The organism is Streptomyces toyocaensis (assembly GCF_000725125.1).
In the GTDB taxonomy this organism is placed as follows: Bacteria; Actinomycetota; Actinomycetes; order Streptomycetales; family Streptomycetaceae; genus Streptomyces; species Streptomyces toyocaensis.
Window position 1 is genome coordinate 1 of the sequence record NZ_JFCB01000041.1, and the last position, 16,608, is coordinate 16,608.

Consider the following 16,608-nt stretch of genomic DNA (forward strand, 5'->3'; position numbering starts at 1 on the left):
GGTGGTTCACAGCGTCCTCGCTGTGTTTCTTCAAAGGAACCTCGACCATCCGGAGATCCGGACGGACGGGGTATCAACATATCTGGCGTTGACTTTTGGCACGCTGTTGAGTTCTCAAGGAACGGACGCTTCCTTCGTACTCACCCTCTCGGGCTTTCCTCCGGGCGCTTCCCTTCGGTGTTTCCGACTCTATCAGATCTTTTTCTCGACCTGACCCCCAGTCAGCGGGGTTTGTCTTCCCGGCCCTTGGGCCGTTCCGACGTCTCAAACCTTAGCGGCTCTCTCCGTGTTTCCCAAATCGGGAGTGCGAATTCGAATTCGGGCATGCCGAAATTGATCCCGCTGGGAGGTCGTGCTGAGGTTTTGAGTGCCGCAGTCGCGGCGGAAGGTGCTGCCGCAGAACCGTTATGGCCCCGTGGCAACCCGAAGAACTCTACGGACCGGCAGGACGGCTGTCAACCACCCCCGGCCAGGATCTTTCAGTCGAGGTCGGTGAGGCGTCCGCCGGCGTCCGGCTGGGCGTCCTCCACCCGCCGCAGCAGGCGAGTCAGGACCTCTCCCAGCGTGGCCCGCTCGTCCGGGTCGAGGTCCTGGAGAAGGTCACCCTCGAAGACGGTGGCCATCCGCATGGCCTCCTGCCACTTCTCCCGGCCGGCCGGGGTGAGCTCCACGATCACGCGCACCCGGTTGGTCTCGTCCCGGTCCCGGGTGACGAGGCCCTCCGCGACCATGCGGTCGATCCGGTGCGTCATGGCGGCCGGCGTCAGACCCAGGCGCTTGGCGAGGTCACTCGGACCCATGCGGTACGGGGCACCTGAGAGGACGAGGGCCTTGAGGACCTCCCAGTCGGCGCTGGTGATGCCCAGCTCGGCGGTCTGACGGCCGTAGGCGACGTTCATGCGTCGGTTCAGCCGGGCCAGCGCGTTGACGATCTTCTCGACCTGGGGGTCGAGGTCCTGGAACTCGCGCTGGTACGCGGCGATCTGCTCTTCGAGTGTCGGCTCGCCGAGGCCGGAGGTGTCGCCCATGCCCGCAGTATGGCACGTTCGGCCTTTGCCTTGAAGTCCTTCTCTGTGTACTCTTTAGCCTCGAACTTTAGCTTCTAAGTGTTCAGGTCTAACTAGTGAGAGAGGTGAACGTGACCAGGGCGATGGGCGCAGCGATGCGCCGGATCCACGTGGGCAACGCACTCAGCGCTTTCGGGCTGGGCTTCACGGTCCCGTACCTGTATGTCTACGTGGCGCAGGTACGAGGACTGGGGGCCATGACGGCGGGGCTCGTGCTCGCCGTCTTCGCCGTGGCCGCGCTGATCGTGCTGCCGTTCGCCGGGCGTGCCATCGTCCGGCGGGGTCCGCTGCCGGTGCTGCTCGTCGCCCTTGTCACGGCCGCGGCCGGCGCGCTGAGCCTGGGCCTGTCGAGCGGTGCGGCGACGGTGCTGCTGTCGGCGTCGGCGCTCGGTGCCGGGCAGGCCGTCATGCAGCCGGCGCTCGCGACGATGATCGTCGACTGCTCCACCATGGAGACCCGGTCACGGGCGTTCGCCACGCAGTTCTTCCTGCAGAACCTCGGGCTCGGCGTCGGCGGTCTCATCGGCGGTCATCTCGTGGATCCGACGCGAGCCGGCTCGTTCACCCTTCTCTTCTCCCTCGAAGCGGCGATGTTCCTGCTTCTGGTGCTGGTGATGGCGTCGGTGCGGATGCCGCACTCGCCGCGCCTCACGGACGCTCCCCAGCAGTCGGCCAGGGCGGGTTGGAAGGAACTGCTGGGCAACCGGGCCATGATGCAGCTCTGTGTGCTGGGCTTCGTGCTGTTCTTCGCCTGCTACGGACAGTTCGAGTCGGGGCTGAGCGCGTACGGCGTCGAGGCCGCCGGGATCTCCACCTCCGCGCTGGGCACCGCGCTGGCCGCGAACACACTGGTGATCGTGGTGGCGCAGTTCGCGGTGCTGCGGTTCGTGGAGCGGCGCAAGCGGTCGCGCGTGATCGCGTCGGTGGGGCTGATCTGGGCCGTGGCGTGGGCCGTGGCCGGGTACGCGGGACTCGGGAACGGGAGCCAGACGATGGCGACCGCCGCCTTCATCTCGACGTACGCGCTGTTCGGGCTCGGGGAGGCGATGCTGTCGCCGACACTCGCGCCGCTGGTCGCCGATCTCGCGCCGACCGGGATGGCCGGTCAGTACAACTCGGCGTTCGCCCTGGTGAAGCAGCTCGCACTGGCCGTCGGCCCGGCGGTGGGCGGCCCGCTGGGTGCCTCGCTGCACGCGCCGTACATCGTGGTCTTCCTGCTGTTCTCGCTCGGCATCACCGTTCTGGCGATGCGGCTGGGCAGGCAGCTCACGGAGGTGCAGAACCATCCGTCGGCGGTGCGCAGCCGTGTGGTGGCGCAGGGCGGCGCGGCGGCGGGACAGGCTCCGGCGCACGCCTGAGCCGGGCGCGTCCCTAAGGGGTCGTCGTCCTCGCCGGCCTCGGCAGGAGGAATTCGCACCAGACCGCCTTGCCGCCGCCCGGGGTGCGCCGGCTGCCCCAGGTGGAGGCGATCGTCGCGACGATGGCGATGCCCCGGCCGGACTCGTCGCCGGGTTCCGCGCGGCGGCGTCTCGGCAGGTGGTCGTCGCCGTCGGTGACCTCGATGATCAGGCGGCGGTCGGTGCGGCGCAGGCGCAGCCGCATGGGAGGTGTGCCGTGCTGGAGGGAGTTGGCGACCAGTTCACTGGTCGCCAGGACACCCAGGTCGTGCAGTTCGGCGGGGAACCGCCAGCTGGTCAGGACGCCTGACGCGAAGGCACGCGCGCGTGGCGCCGCCTCGACACCGCCGAGCAGGTCCAGCGCGGCGTTACGGAAGAGCTCGCTCTCCGCTCCCTTGCGGGCCGGGTGCTGGAGGACCAGGACGGCGACGTCGTCGTCGTGGTCCGGGGTCACGCCGGCCGAGCGGACCAGGCGGTCGCAGACGACCTGGGGGCTGCCGGTCGCTCCGGCCAGGGCGCGCTCCAGGGCGGCGATGCCCTCGTCCAGGTCCTCGTCGCGCCGCTCGACCAGGCCGTCCGTGTAGAGGACGGCGGTGGAGCCGGGGCCGAGGGGAACGGAGCCGGAGGAGTGCATCCAGCCGCCGGTGCCGAGCGGGGGGCCGGTCGGTTCGTCGGCGCGCTGGACGGTGCCGTGCTCGTCGCGGACGAGGATGGGCAGATGGCCGGCGGAGGCGTACACCAGGCGGCCCTCGTTGGGGTCGTGGATGGCGTACGCGCAGGTGGCGATCTGGTTGGCGTCGATCTCCATGGCGAGGCCGTCGAGCAGTTGCAGGACCTCGTGCGGCGGGAGGTCCAGCCGCGCGTAGGCCCGTACGGCCGTGCGGAGCTGTCCCATGACCGCCGCCGCCCGCACCCCTCGTCCCATGACGTCGCCGATGACGAGGGCGGTACGTCCGCCGCCGAGGGTGATCACGTCGTACCAGTCGCCGCCGACGGCGGCCTCGGTGCCGCCGGGGTGGTAGGTGGCGGCGACGCGCAGGTCGTCGGGCTCCTCGAGTTCCTGCGGGAGCAGGGAGCGCTGCAGGGTGACGGCGGTCTCGCGCTGCCGGCGCTCGCTGGCGCGCAGGCGTTCGGCGGCCTCGGCGTGGTCGGTGACGTCGGTGGCGAAGATCAGCACTCCGCGGCCGGCGCCCTCGGCGACCGGGGTGCAGGTGAAGGTGTACGAGCGGCCGTCGGGGGCCTTGCGGGACTTCACCGTGCGGGGCTTGCCGCTGCGCAGGACCTGGTCGAGGAGGGGCAGCAGGCCGAGTTCGTCCAGTTCGGGCAGGGCGCCGCGCGCGGGGGCGCCGACGGGCCGGATGCCGAAGGCCGACGTGTAGGCGTCGTTGACGTAGGCGACTCGGTGGTCGGGACCGTGGACGAGGGCGACGAGGGAAGGGACGCGGTCCAGGACGTCGCGCACTCCGAGCTCGTCGACGGCGGGCACGGGCCGCACGTCGCCGGTGGGTCGTCCGGTGCGGGCCGCGGGCACGGAGCCCTCTCCCCGCCGGTCCGGGGAGACCGTCTGCTCGGTCCGCGCTGCGGCGCGGCGCTGCGTTCCGGGGAGCCGGGCGCTCCAGCGCGTGAAGTTCACGAATCCTTGCCTCGTGTAGTTGTCGGCGGCCGGAAACCGGGACCGGCCGGGGCCCCGGGGGCCGCACCGGGGTGGGCGGGGGGCCGCCCCGGTGGTGGACCAGTCTGGCAGGGTGCCGACCGGGCCGACATCCCTCAGACGCCGGGCCTGCCGCTGGAGTTCCTGGGTCCGGTCAGGACGACCCCTTCGGGTCGTGCGGCGGGTCCTGAGAAGGCCGTCCACCGGCCGCCAGTTCGAACTCCGCACGGGGGTGCTCGAGGGACCCCAGGGAGACGACCTCCCGTTTGAAGAGCCCCGCGAGCGTCCATTCCGCGGCCACCCGTGCCTTCCGGTTGAAGGTCGGGATCCGGCTGAGGTGGTAGGTGCGGTGCATGAACCAGGCCAGGTAGCCCTTGAGCCGGCGCCCGTACACCTGCGCGACCCCCTTGTGCAGGCCCAGGGAGGCGACGGAACCGGCGTACTTGTAGGCGTACGTCTCCAGGGGTTCCCCCCGCAGGGAGTGCAGGACGTTGTCCCCGAGCACGCGCGCCTGACGGAGTGCGTGCTGCGCGTTGGGGGCGCACTCCCGGCCCGGTTCCCGCGCGGTGACGTCGGGCACGGCGGCGGCGTCCCCGGCGGCCCACGCGTGCGCGGCCCCGTCGACGGCCAGCTCGGCGGTGCACTTCAGCCGCCCTCGGCCGTCTCTCGGCAGGTCGGTGGCGGCGAGGACGGGATGCGGCTTGACGCCGGCGGTCCACACGACCGTGCGGGTGGGGAAGCGCGACCCGTCACTGAGCACGGCCACCCGGTCGGCGCAGGACTCCAGCCGGGTCTCCAGACGGACGTCGATGTTGCGCCGGCGCAGTTCGGTGACGGTGTACCGCCCCATCTTCTCCCCGACCTCGGGGAGGATCCGCCCGGAGGCCTCGACGAGGATCCACTTCATGTCCTCCGGCCGGAGGTTGTGGTAGTACCGCGTGGCGTAACGGGCCATGTCCTCCAGCTCGCCGAGCGCCTCGACCCCCGCGTAGCCGCCCCCGACGAAGACGAACGTGAGGGCGGCGTCCCGAAGGGCGGGGTCACGGGTGGAGGAGGCGATGTCCATCTGCTCCAGCACGTGGTTGCGCAGGCCGATGGCCTCCTCGACGGTCTTGAAGCCGATGGCGTGTTCGGCGAGCCCCGGGATCGGCAGGGTGCGCGACACGGAGCCGGGGGCGAGCACCAGCTCGTCGTAGGCGATCTGCCGCCCTCCCGTGCCCTCCTCGTCGGTCGCGGGGGTGCTGATGGTCGCGGTGCGCTTCGCGTGATCGATCGCGGTGGCCTCGCCGATGATGAGGCGGCACCGGTCGAGAACACGACGCAGCGGTACGACGACATGGCGCGGGGAAATGGCCCCGGCGGCCGCTTCGGGCAGAAAGGGCTGGTACGTCATGTACGGGTCCGGGGAGACGACCGTGATCTCGGCCTCGCCCTGCCCGAGTTCCCGTTTCAGCTTCCGCTGGAGACGCAGGGCCGTGTACATCCCGACGTAGCCGCCGCCGACAACGAGAATGCGCGCACGTTCCTTCACCATCCCATGACGCACCCGTCGCTTGCGTTTGTCCACAGCCTCGACGAATTGTGTGACCGGACGACGCCGTCACCCGGGGTTGGCCGATTCTTCGGCCCTCACGTCATAGACGCAGGTCAGCACGTACGCAACCGCATGCACCCGTGGGTAGATTCAGGACGTATGCGACTCGTGCTCCGATCGAGGGGCGCTCCGTGCGGAACCTGCCCCTTCTGAATTGACCCCCTCTCAACTATGTTCGTGTCGACGGGGTGCAGGAAACGTGCTCTTCGGGTCCGTGACGGGCGGAGCCGACCAGCAGCGCCGGTTCCACGCCCCGGACATCGAATGACGGGGAGAAGTCTCCGGGGGGAGACGTCATTACCGGGGGAATACACATGCATGTTCAGGACTCTCATTGGTCTTCCGCCGTCGCGACGGGCAGCGCGCTGAGCGCGTCCAAGGGCGGCTCGCGCGCGGACGGCACGCGCACGACACCGCTGCGCGTGGACGCCCAGCGGAATCTGGAGCACGTGCTGCGTGCCGCGCGCGAGGTCTTCGGCGAGCTGGGTTACGGCGCTCCGATGGAGGACGTGGCACGCCGGGCACGGGTCGGTGTGGGCACGGTGTACCGGCGCTTCCCGAGCAAGGACGTCCTGGTGCGGCGGATCGCCGAGGAGGAGACCTCCCGGCTGACCGAACAGGCACGGACGGCGCTCGGCCAGGAGGACGAGCCGTGGTCGGCGCTGGCCCGCTTCCTGCGCACATCGGTCGCCTCGGGCGCGGGGCGGCTGCTGCCGCCGCAGGTGCTGCGGGTGGGCGTGGCGGAGGAGCGGGGGCTGACGGACCAGGCACGGCTGCCGCAGCAGCGGACGCAGGCGGCGGGTGAGCTGCGGCTGGTGCCGGAACGGCCGGCGGGCGGCGCGGCGGAGCAGGACGCGGGGGCGGCGCAGCTGCTCGACGTCGTGGGGCAGTTGGTGGACCGGGCCCGGGCGGCGGGGGAGCTCCGGCCGGACGTGTCGGTGTCGGACGTGCTGCTGGTGATAGCCACGGCGGCGCCGTCCCTGCCGGATGCGGCGCAGCAGGCGGCGGCATCGGCGCGGTTGCTGGACATCCTGCTGGACGGGTTGCGGTCGCGCCCGGCGTGACGCACGGGCGCGCATGACGCGCCGGCGCCGGCCTGAGCAGACCGCCCGCCTGAGCAAACCGGGAGTGCCCGCGCAGCCCGGCGCTCACGAGGCGCCCGGCGCCGGCGCCGGCCTGGAGTGTCCGCGCAGCCCGGCGCTCACGGGGTGCCGTCGCGCCCACCCGTGCCGCCCCAGCGGCACGACTGCCCGCGGAAACGACGGAAGCGGTGCGGCGGCACGCGGTGTACGCCGCCTACGGCGCGGAGGGGGCGAGGCGGGGGTGTGCGCCCGCAGCGGCTGGTGCGAACGAGCACCCCGCACCCCCACCGGCCGACCCGGTCGCGCCGGTCCGAGGACGGACACCCCCGACCCGACCCGACCCACCCACCACCTGAAAGCGCTACGCGCACCCCCACCGCACAGACCGCCGCGCCGCAGGCATGGAACGCCCGCCCCCACCTCGGAGTCAGCGGGTGCCCGCGCCCAGCGCACCCCGCTGCGGTGCGATCCCGCCCGGTACCGCCCGCTGCCGCGCCGGCGTGCCCGTCCAGCAGGTCCCGCGGCGTGCCAGCAGCCGTCGCAGCCACACCTCCAGGGCGACCAGGTCCGCCAGACCGTCCAGCGGCAGTGGCTCCCCCTCCGCCGCGCCCCGCAGGGCCTTGCGCACCACGCGCGCCTCGACCAGCCCCGCCTCCGCCAGCAACGGCGTGTCGAACAGCGACATCAGCGAGCCCGCCGCCACCCGCAGCCCTGTCCGTGCCGCGGCCGCCGAGGTGGCCGCGCCCGGCGCCCCCCACCCCGCCGGAAGCTCCCGCACCCCCGCCCCCTCCAGCACCGACCGCAGGATCGACGCCCGCGCCCCGGGCTGCACCCGCAGCGCCTCAGGCAGCGCCCGGCACGCCCGCACCACCTGGTTGTCGAGGAACGGCGCGTGCAACCGCTGCGAGCGGATCTCGGCCGCCTGCTCCAGCACCCGCAGATCCGCCGCGTGCCGGGCCAGCGCCGCCCGCGCCCGGAAGTCACCGGGCCGCTGCCCCGGCCCCACGTCCGAGCGTCGCGTCGACGCCTGGAGGCGAACCGATACTTCAGCCAGCGCCTCCCCGGTCAGCCAGCGCGCCGCCGGCCCTGGTCTCCCCCAGGTCAGCGCGGCCAGCGAGGCGTCCGCGGCGCCCGGTCCCTCATCGTCGAGCCGCCGGTGCAGCAGCCGCTCCGCGAGGTTCTCCAGGCCCGCCCGGTACGGCGTACGCGCGAGCCGGCGGGCCGCCGCGTACACCCGCGCGGGCACCATCACGGAGCCGTCCGCCTTCGCCAGCGCGGCGACCGGCCGCACGAGGTGCCGCCGCTTGCGGTCCATCAGCAGGTCTGCCAGCCGCGCCGGATGCGCGTCCAGCACCTGCTTCGCCCCGTACCCGGTGAAGTGGTCCGCGCTCCCCGCCGCCAGCCGCGCCCGGTGGCGGGCCACGGTCACCAGCGAGGGCCCCGGCTCGTCCGTCAGCGGCCCGTCGAGTTCGACGTACGGGAGCGTCGACTCCTCACCGGCCACCACCACATGGTGGAACCGCGGATTGGCGGCGAGCGCCCCCGCCCGTTCCAGTTCGCCCTCGTCGCGCCCCCCTGCCGCCCCGCCCGCCGCGAGGTCGTTGAAGGTGACGGCGAGCAGACGCTCCCCCGCTCCCGTGCCGTGCCCCAGGACGGTCCCCGGCATCCCCGGCAGCCCCGCCGCCAGCAGCGCCAGCGCCGTGGACGCCGGCCCCCCGGACAGGTCCGCCCCGATCCCCGGCACCGGCGTCCCCCGGGCGGCCCGCCGCTCGGCGGGCCCCATCCCCGGCACGGGCCCGGGATCGATGTCGGCGCCCGGGACGTGCCGGGGGGCGGCCAGCCGGGTCCGTACGGCTTCCACCAGCGCGTCCCTAACGGCGTCCACCGCGTGGCCGGGATCGGCGGGCGGGGCGGCGACGGCCAGCGAGGCGACGGGTTCGTACCCGGCGATCTCACGGGCCCCCGCGCGGAGGATCAGCGCGTGCCCGGGCGGGACGCGCTTCACGCCGTCGTACGGCGTGGAGTCGTGCAGCGCGGCCGGTACGTCGGGCGCGGCGAGCAGCGCGGCGAGGTGTCCGAAGTCGAGGTTGGCCTCGATGAGGTCGGCGAGCGGCAGCGCGGCGGTGGCGTACGCCGTACCGCCCGCCCAGGGGGTGTGGAACACCGGCCGGGCGCCGGCGAGGTCGCCGCACACCGTGACCCGGCGCCCCACCCGCACCACCGCCGTGTAGCTACCGGCCCAGGCGGTCAGGTGCCGCAGCGCCCCGCCGCGCGCGGCGAACAGCGCGACACGCAGCTGTTCGTCGGAGGCCCCGCACGTGCCGAGGACGGCGATCCGGGTCTCCTCATCGGCCTCGACCACCCGCACCTCGTCGGGGCGCCAGTCGCCGACCGCCCAGAGCGGGTCGGGGTCGCCCCACAGCAGCTGGGAGCCCACGGGGTGCAGGGTCTCGCCGTCGACCCCCGTGGCGCCGGCGGAGCCGGTGGGGCCGAACCCCATGGCTCTCGCGGCGGTGCTGCTCCACCCCACCAACCACCGCATCGCCGCCTCCACAGGCTGTGGACAACCAGTGCACCGTACGAACCGGTTCCCCATGCTGCCATGAAGGAGGGGCTCGGGAGGGGTGCCGGAACCGTAAGTGCTCCGTCGAATGCGCCCCGGCGGATACACCCACCCTCGCACATCCCGACGCCGCCCCGGACCGAACAACCGCGCGACGAACGGAGATCGCGGCACCGGCGCCACGCAACACACCACGCCGCCGCGACGCGAATGCGCCCCCAGGACGCGCCCCCATACCCCCCAACGCGCCGTCAACTACCAGGCTAGAAGCGCTGATGCACCCGAAAGAGTGGGGTCTACTTTCGGCCAATTCGGAGCGGTGAGGCCGCACTCGAACACGCTCCGTGCATGCTCTGCGCACCGCTGAACGGTGCGCGATCCGGGAGACGGAACGCGCCTCCCGGACCGTTCCGCCGCCCGCGGGGATGAAGGCGGCGGTGTCCCCCAGCCCACTGGATCCAGTACAGCGGGCCGACCCACGCACCGCCCATGGAATCGCTCCCGTGATGGCCGGAGAAGAGCGCACACACGGGCGCACGGCCACACACCGGGAGCACGCCGCAACTGCGCGTATCGGACCCGTACTTCAGTACGGACCACAATCCCGCCATCCGGAAGAATGCCCCTTAACGCTTGGGATGCGGCGAACTACGCTGGGTTTACGAATGCCGCGTGGTTATGCCAGCGCGGCAGCCGTCTGTGTCGAGGGGTGGCGCATGTCCAGGGAGCAACGCGGGCCGAACGAGAAGCTCGGCGCCGTTCTCGCCCTCGCGGGAATCTCGAACGCGGGCCTCGCGCGGCGCGTCAACGACCTCGGCGCCCAGAGAGGACTGACGCTTCGCTACGACAAGACGTCGGTGGCGCGCTGGGTGTCGAAGGGAATGGTGCCGCAGGGTGCGGCACCCCACCTGATCGCCGCCGCCATCGGCCAGAAGCTGGGCCGTCCGGTGCCGCTCCACGAGATCGGGCTGGCGGACGCGGATCCCGCACCCGAGGTGGGCCTCGCCTTCCCCCGCGACGTCGGACAGGCGGTGCGCACCGCGACGGAGCTGTACCGGCTGGACCTCGCGGGCCGCAGAGCCGGCTCCGGCGGCATCTGGCAGTCGCTCGCCGGATCGTTCGCGGTGAGCGCGTACGCGACGCCCGCCTCGCGTTGGCTGATAACCCCGGCCGACAGTTCGGTGGCGCGTGAGGCGAGCCCCGCCGACGGTTCCGGCGCACCGCTGAAAGTCGGCCACAGCGACGTGCAGAAGCTGCGGGAGGCCGCCGAGGACGCCCGACGCTGGGACTCCAAGTACGGCGGCGGCGACTGGCGTTCGTCGATGGTGCCCGAGTGCCTCAGGGTCGAGGCGGCCCCGCTGCTGCTCGGCTCCTACTCCGACGACGTGGGCCGCTCGCTCTTCGGCGCCGCGGCCGAACTGACCCGTCTGGCCGGCTGGATGGCCTTCGACACGGGCCAGCAGGAGGCGGCCCAGCGCTATTACATCCAGGCCCTGCGCCTGGCCCGCGCGGCCGCCGACGTCCCCCTGGGCGGCTACGTCCTGGCCACGATGTCCCTCCAGGCGACCTACCGCGGCTTCGGCGACGAGGGCGTGGACCTCGCCCAGGCCGCCCTGGAGCGCAACCGGGGCCTGGCCACCGCCCGCACCCTGAGCTTCTTCCGCCTCGTCGAGGCACGCGCGCACGCCCGCGCGGGGGACGCGCAGGCGGCCGGGACCGCCCTGAAGTCGGCGGAGAGCTGGCTGGAGCGGTCCCGCCCCGGTGACAGCGACCCGACCTGGCTCGGCTTCTACTCCTACGACCGTTTCGCCGCCGACGCGGCCGAGTGCTACCGCGACCTGAAGGCACCCCGCCAGGTCCGCCGCTTCACCGAGCAGGCGCTGTCCAGGCCGACGGAGGAGTTCGTGCGCTCGCACGGACTGCGTCTGGTCGTCTCGGCGGTGGCCGAACTGGAGTCGGGCAACCTGGACGCGGCCTGCGAGCAGGGCGTCCGCGCGGTGGAGGTGGCGGGCCGCATCTCGTCCGCCCGCACCACCGAGTACGTCAAGGACCTCCTGCACCGTCTGGAGCCCTACGGCGACGAACCCCGCGTGGTCGAACTGCGCGAACGCGCCCGCCCCCTCCTGATGACGACGGCCTGACACCACGGCGGCGCCCCGGCACCCCGGTGGGCCGCCCGTCGCGGCGGCCGTTGTCAGTGGCACGGTGCACTATCGACGCGGGAGGTGGTGCAGGTGCTGGTGGCGCGGTCGCACGACTGTGACGTGCTGGTGATCGGCGGCGGGATCGTCGGCCTGTCGACGGCGTACGCGCTCAGCCGCGCGGCTCCGGGCACCCGGGTGACGGTGCTGGAGAAGGAGCCGGGCCCGGCCCGGCACCAGACGGGACGCAACAGCGGCGTCATCCACAGCGGCGTCTACTACCGCCCCGGCTCCCTGAAGGCGCGGTACGCGGTGCGGGGCGCCGCGGAGATGGTCACGTTCTGCGCGGAGTACAGCATCCCGCACGCCGTGACGGGCAAGCTGATCGTCGCCACGTCCCGCGAGGAGCTCCCCCGTCTGCACGCCCTGGCCCAGCGCGGCCGGGAGAACGGCATCGCGGTCCGCGAGCTGTGCGGCACGCAGATCGCGGAGTACGAGCCGGAGGCGGACGGCCTGGCCGCCCTCCACGTCGGCACGACCGGCATCTGCGACTTCGCCGCGGTCGCCCGCCGACTGGCGGAGGCCTCCGGCGCGGAGATCCGCTACGGGGCACGGGTGGTGCGCGTCGACCGCCGCCCCGACCGGGGAGTGGCCGTCCTGACGGCCGGCGGCGACGTCGTGCGCGGGCGGGTGCTGGTGAACTGCGCCGGTCTGCACTGCGACGAGATCGCCCACCGCACCGGCGACGATCCCGGGGCCCGGATCGTGCCGTTCCGCGGCGAGTACTACGAGCTCGCCAGGCCGGAGCTGGTGCGCGGTCTGGTCTATCCGGTGCCCGACCCGGCGTTCCCCTTCCTCGGCGTCCACCTCACCCGGGGCGTCGACGGCGGTGTCCACGTCGGCCCCAACGCGGTGCCGGCGCTCGCCCGCGAGGGATACGACTGGCGCACGGTGCGGCCGCGCGAACTGGGGGCGACCCTGTCCTGGCCGGGTTCCTGGCAGCTGGCCCGCCGCCACTGGCGGTACGGCACCGGCGAACTGCACCGCTCGCTGTCCAGGAGCGCCTTCACCCGGGCGGTGCGCCGGCTGCTGCCCGCGGTGCGGGAGGACGACCTCGTGCCGACGGCCGCCGGCGTGAGGGCGCAGGCGGTACTGCGGGACGGGACCCTGGCCGACGACTTCCTGATCCGGGAGGGTCCCCGCGCGGTGCACGTGGTGAACGCGCCGTCCCCCGCGGCGACGGCCTCCCTGCCGATCGGGCGCGAGATCGCGCGGCGGGCGATGGCGCAGCTCACTGCGCAGGTGCGGTGAGGGCACGGCGACGGCCCGCCGGGGCCCCGTAAAATCGAGGCACTGTGTCTGACTCCGTGAGCACCCCCGAAGCGCCGCACCCCGCCGACACGCCCGGTGCGTCGATCCGCCGTACCCGGGCCAAGGGGGAGCCGCGGTTCCCGGACGGGCCGAAGGCCGATCCGGCCGGATCACACTTCGAGCGGCGCATCCGCAGTTTCCAGCCGCGCCGCAGCCGCGTCACCACCGGCCAGGCGGACGCCCTGCAGCGGCTGTGGCCCCGGTGGGGTTTCGACGTCGACGGCGGGGGGTCACTCGACCTCGCCGGGTTCTTCGGCAACGACAACCCGGTCGTCCTGGAGATCGGCTTCGGCATGGGCGAGGCGACCGCCGCGATGGCCGCCGCCGACCCGGCCACCAACATCCTCGCCGTGGACGTCCACACCCCCGGTCAGGGCAACCTCCTCAACCTCGCCGACCAGCGCGGCCTGACCAACGTCCGGGTGGGCAACGGCGACGCGATCATCCTGCTGCGCGAGATGCTGGCCCCCGGCTCCCTGGACGGACTGCGCGTCTACTTCCCCGACCCGTGGCCCAAGAAGCGGCACCACAAGCGCCGGCTGATCCAGCCGGACTTCCTCACCCTCGCCGCGACCCGGCTGCGACCGGGGGCCGTCGTGCACTGCGCCACCGACTGGGAGCCGTACGCGGAGCAGATGCTGCAGGTGCTGACCGAGCATCCCGCGTTCGAGAACACGCAGGCGGACGGCGGTTTCGCGCCGCGTCCCGGGTTCCGTCCGCTGACCCGTTTCGAGGGGCAGGGACTGGACAAGGGTCATGTCGTGAACGACGTGCTCTTCCGCCGCGTACGGCACGAGGAGCGGACCGGAGACCGAGCCTGAGACCGGGTTCCGGCCCGCACGCAGTCCTGCCCCTCCCTCGTTAGGGTCGATTCCGTGGCCACCAGCCCTCCGTACCCGACGCACCCCGGTGAAGCCCCCGGCGGGACGCCGCGGCACCCGCACTGGTGGCAGCGCCCCGGGGTGCGTCACGGCGCGCTGATCACCCTGCTCATGCTGTCCGGCCTGGTGATCCTCGCCCTGGTCCGCGAGCAGACGGGGACGCGCGGGTTCCTGGTCGGACTGGGGCTCGCCGTCCTGCCGGTGCCGCTGCTCCTGGCCGCCTTCCGCTGGCTGGACCGGGTCGAGCCGGGTCCCTGGCGGAACCTGCTGTTCTCCTTCGCCTGGGGGGCGTGCGCGGCGGCGCTGATAGCCATCGTGGCGAACAGCTTCGCCACGCAGTGGATAGCGAGGGCGACCGCCGACCCGACCGGCGCCGACACCCTGGGGGCGACCGTCATAGCGCCGGTCGTGGAGGAGTCCGCGAAGGCCGCGGCCGTCCTCCTAGTCTTCCTGTTCCGCAGACGTGACTTCACCGGGATCCTCGACGGCGTGGTGATAGCCGGGGTCACGGCCACCGGGTTCGCGTTCACCGAGAACATCCTCTACCTCGGCACCGCCTTCGGCACCGACCAGCTCACCGGCGACAGCGGCATGGCCTCGGTGACGGCGGCGACCTTCTTCGTCCGCATCGTCATGTCGCCGTTCGCGCACCCCCTGTTCACCGTGCTCACCGGGATCGGTTTCGGCGTCGCCGCGCTGTCCACGGACCGGCAGCGGGTGCGGCGCGTGCTGCTCCCCTCGGGCGGACTGCTCCTCGCGATGGGCATGCACGCCCTGTGGAACGGCTCCACCACGCTCGGCGAGTACGGCTTCATCGCGGTGTACGCGGCCTTCATGGTGCCCGCGTTCGGACTGCTGACCTGGCTGGTGGTGTGGACCCGCCGGCGCGAGCTGCGGACGGTGCGGGCGGAGCTGCCCGTGTACGCGGTCGTCGGCTGGCTCACCCCGGCGGAGCCGTTCGCCCTCGGCTCGATGCGGGCGCGGCGCCTCGCCCGGCGGTACGCGCGCCGGTACGGGGGGAAGCGGGCGGCGCGCGCCGTCGCGCAGTACGAGGCGTACGCGACCTCGCTGGCGTTCCTGCGGCACCGGGGCCGGCGAGGGCGGGCCGGGCCGGAGTTCGTCACCCGGGAGCGGGAGCTGCTGCTGGAGCTGTGGCACCGGCGCGGTGCGGCCCGTCCGGCCCTGGACCACGCGGCCCGCCTCACCGCGCCGCCCGTCCCGTACGCCCCTCGGCCGGCGCACCGGGCGTACGGGCATCCGCCGTACGGTCATCCCGCGCACGGGCGCCCGCCCTACGGGCATCCCTACCCCGCCCACGGGCCCGGCGCCCACCGCGCCTGACGCGGCGGGGCGAACGGCCCCGGAAAACACCTGACCGGCAGCCCTGACGTCGGGGGGGCGTCGTCGGGACTGCCGGGATTCAGGGGGCGGTGGGGCTCAGGGGGTGAGGCCCTTGTCGCGCAGCCAGGCCATCGGGTCGATGCCCGAGGAGGAGCCGCCGGGGTGGACCTCCAGGTGGAGGTGGGCCCCGGTGGAGTTGCCGGTGGAGCCGACGCGGCCGATCACGTCGCCGGTGTTGACCTTCTGGCCGACGCTGACGCTGATGGAGGACTGGTGGGCGTACCAGATCTCGGTGCCGTCGTCGAGGGTCAGCACGGTCTTGTAGCCGTAGGAGCCGTCCCAGCCGGCGGAGGTGATCGTGCCGGTGTGGACCGCCTTGATCAGCGTGCCCGTGGGGGCGGCGAAGTCGAGACCGGTGTGCTGACCGGAGGACCAGTAGGCGCCGGCCTGGCCGAAGGTCGAGGAGATGGTGTACGAGGAGGTCGGCAGCGCGTACTGCCTGGCCAGCTCGGCGAGGCGCTCGGCCTCGGCCTTCTTCGCGGCCTCCTCCTCCGCCTTCTTCTTGGCGGCCTCGGCCTTGGCCTCGGCTTCCTTCTCCGCCTTGGCGGCGGCCTCGGCGGCGGCCTTCTCGGCGGCGGCGACGGCCGCGGCCTCCGCCTTGCTCTGGGCCTGGTCCTGCTGCTGTTCGACCTGGGCCATGATCCGTGCGCGCAGCGCCTCACCGGCACCGGCGCCGCCCTGCTCGGAGTCGGCGGCGGTCATGCCGATGGTGCTGAGCGGGGTGGCCGAGCCCTGGGGTGTTTCCTCGTCGGAGATGAGGGAACCCACGTTGGGGAGGTCGGGCATGGAGATGGACACCGGCGGCTTGCCGGCCTGGGCGCTGGCCATGCCGCCCGCGCCGACCGCGGCTATGACGCCGACGCCCAGCACGGTGGAGCTGCGGGCGAGTCCGCCGCCGCGCTGCTTGCTGACGCGGTGCCGGCCGCGTACCGGGCGAACGGACTCCGCGGTGGGGTTCCACTCCTCGAAGGGGCCCTCTTCGGTGCGGGTGCCGCCGTAGGCGAAGGTGTCGCTCGGCTTGAACGGGGCCTCGGGGGCAGGCGGGTTGGACGCCACGTGGGCGTGCTCCTTTCCTTCCTTCTCGCCTACCGGGTTAGCTGACGGGTTCGGAGCAGGAAGGTCTCCTACGCGCGGGTACGAGCCGTGTCTCCACGGCTGCATCCACGCGATTCACCCCATGGTGGTGGTTCCCCGGTTCCCTTGCGGGATTCGGCGCATGCGCACGGAGCCGACTTCTGTGACGGCTGGGACGACCGCGCTGCGTTATCGAACGTTAATAGACGCGAGGGCCGGATTCCAAGCCGTTCCTCTTGATCATTAACGATTTCCGCGTGGACTTAACTGCCACGGGCGGCCAAAAACGGGCGAGTTGACCCCGGTTCAGAGGTGATCCCGTTTCTGACGGTGTGTCAGTCGTTATGCGCTGCGGGGTGACTCGCTCACAGCGAGTGAAGAAGAAG

12 protein-coding genes and 1 riboswitch are annotated in these 16,608 nt (G+C 72.8%); of the genes, 7 read left to right on the plus strand and 5 right to left on the minus strand.

What is annotated here, in order from left to right; genetic code table 11:
* The coding region (locus BU52_RS36585; protein ID WP_235216453.1) for a hypothetical protein at nucleotides 1–214 on the plus strand (214 nt) is incomplete at its 5' end.
* Between the two features lie 265 nt (nucleotides 215–479).
* Here BU52_RS36585 and BU52_RS29350 read toward each other — a convergent pair.
* Nucleotides 480–1,028 carry a MarR family winged helix-turn-helix transcriptional regulator gene (locus BU52_RS29350; RefSeq protein WP_037940165.1) on the minus strand — a complete coding sequence of 183 codons (549 nt, stop codon included), beginning with the start codon at nucleotides 1,026–1,028 and terminating at the stop codon, nucleotides 480–482.
* A 122-nt stretch (nucleotides 1,029–1,150) separates the two neighbouring features.
* On the opposite strand from BU52_RS29350, the gene BU52_RS29355 reads away from it, so the two are divergent.
* Complete coding sequence (locus BU52_RS29355; RefSeq protein WP_037940253.1) at nucleotides 1,151–2,425, plus strand: MFS transporter; 1,275 nt, start codon at nucleotides 1,151–1,153, stop codon at nucleotides 2,423–2,425.
* Nucleotides 2,426–2,438: 13 nt separating this feature from the next.
* On the opposite strand, the gene BU52_RS29360 is transcribed toward BU52_RS29355, so the two are convergent.
* Nucleotides 2,439–4,097 carry an ATP-binding SpoIIE family protein phosphatase gene (locus BU52_RS29360; RefSeq protein ID WP_037940168.1) on the minus strand — a complete coding sequence of 553 codons (1,659 nt, stop codon included), beginning with the start codon at nucleotides 4,095–4,097 and terminating at the stop codon, nucleotides 2,439–2,441.
* A 172-nt stretch (nucleotides 4,098–4,269) separates the two neighbouring features.
* Nucleotides 4,270–5,649, minus strand: coding sequence for an NAD(P)/FAD-dependent oxidoreductase (locus BU52_RS29365; RefSeq protein WP_037940170.1), 1,380 nt, complete (start codon nucleotides 5,647–5,649; stop codon nucleotides 4,270–4,272).
* 374 nt (nucleotides 5,650–6,023) lie between these two features.
* Here BU52_RS29365 and BU52_RS29370 point away from each other — a divergent pair, with 374 nt between their 5' ends.
* Nucleotides 6,024–6,773: a TetR/AcrR family transcriptional regulator gene (locus BU52_RS29370; protein WP_037940173.1), complete on the plus strand. Its 750-nt coding sequence runs from the start codon at nucleotides 6,024–6,026 to the stop codon at nucleotides 6,771–6,773.
* A 445-nt stretch (nucleotides 6,774–7,218) separates the two neighbouring features.
* On the opposite strand, the gene BU52_RS29375 is transcribed toward BU52_RS29370, so the two are convergent.
* Nucleotides 7,219–9,333, minus strand: a complete 2,115-nt coding sequence (locus tag BU52_RS29375; RefSeq protein ID WP_037940255.1) for an asparagine synthase-related protein — start codon at nucleotides 9,331–9,333, stop codon at nucleotides 7,219–7,221.
* Between the two features lie 737 nt (nucleotides 9,334–10,070).
* Here BU52_RS29375 and BU52_RS29380 point away from each other — a divergent pair.
* From BU52_RS29380 to BU52_RS29395, 4 genes are all read left to right on the plus strand, one after another.
* Complete coding sequence (locus BU52_RS29380) at nucleotides 10,071–11,495, plus strand: hypothetical protein (protein WP_037940175.1); 1,425 nt, start codon at nucleotides 10,071–10,073, stop codon at nucleotides 11,493–11,495.
* 84 nt (nucleotides 11,496–11,579) lie between these two features.
* Nucleotides 11,580–12,806: an L-2-hydroxyglutarate oxidase gene (gene lhgO / locus BU52_RS29385; protein WP_037940178.1), complete on the plus strand. Its 1,227-nt coding sequence runs from the start codon at nucleotides 11,580–11,582 to the stop codon at nucleotides 12,804–12,806.
* Between the two features lie 44 nt (nucleotides 12,807–12,850).
* Entirely contained in the window at nucleotides 12,851–13,687 is an 837-nt protein-coding gene (gene trmB / locus BU52_RS29390; RefSeq protein ID WP_200881336.1) for a tRNA (guanosine(46)-N7)-methyltransferase TrmB, read from the plus strand.
* Between the two features lie 54 nt (nucleotides 13,688–13,741).
* The gene (locus tag BU52_RS29395) at nucleotides 13,742–15,088 is read left to right on the plus strand and encodes a PrsW family intramembrane metalloprotease (protein WP_037940183.1); all 1,347 of its coding nucleotides are present in this window, start codon (nucleotides 13,742–13,744) and stop codon (nucleotides 15,086–15,088) included.
* A gap of 96 nt (nucleotides 15,089–15,184) precedes the next feature.
* On the opposite strand, the gene BU52_RS29400 is transcribed toward BU52_RS29395, so the two are convergent.
* Nucleotides 15,185–16,204 (minus strand): M23 family metallopeptidase, encoded by a 1,020-nt coding sequence (locus BU52_RS29400; protein ID WP_037940186.1) that lies wholly within the window; start codon nucleotides 16,202–16,204, stop codon nucleotides 15,185–15,187.
* Between the two features lie 11 nt (nucleotides 16,205–16,215).
* Nucleotides 16,216–16,373, minus strand: a riboswitch (cyclic di-AMP (ydaO/yuaA leader).
* Nucleotides 16,374–16,608 lie beyond the last annotated feature (235 nt).

What these genes read in the sequence shown, in the direction of transcription:
- BU52_RS29350 (WP_037940165.1), bottom strand. Translation starts at nt 1,028, where the DNA reads ATGGGCGACACCTCCGGCCTCGGCGAGCCGACACTCGAAGAGCAGATC.
- BU52_RS29355 (WP_037940253.1), top strand. Translation starts at nt 1,151, where the DNA reads ATGGGCGCAGCGATGCGCCGGATCCACGTGGGCAACGCACTCAGCGCT.
- BU52_RS29370 (WP_037940173.1), top strand. Translation starts at nt 6,024, where the DNA reads ATGCATGTTCAGGACTCTCATTGGTCTTCCGCCGTCGCGACGGGCAGC.
- BU52_RS29380 (WP_037940175.1), top strand. Translation starts at nt 10,071, where the DNA reads ATGTCCAGGGAGCAACGCGGGCCGAACGAGAAGCTCGGCGCCGTTCTC.
- BU52_RS29375 (WP_037940255.1), bottom strand. Translation starts at nt 9,333, where the DNA reads ATGCGGTGGTTGGTGGGGTGGAGCAGCACCGCCGCGAGAGCCATGGGG.
- BU52_RS29365 (WP_037940170.1), bottom strand. Translation starts at nt 5,649, where the DNA reads ATGGTGAAGGAACGTGCGCGCATTCTCGTTGTCGGCGGCGGCTACGTC.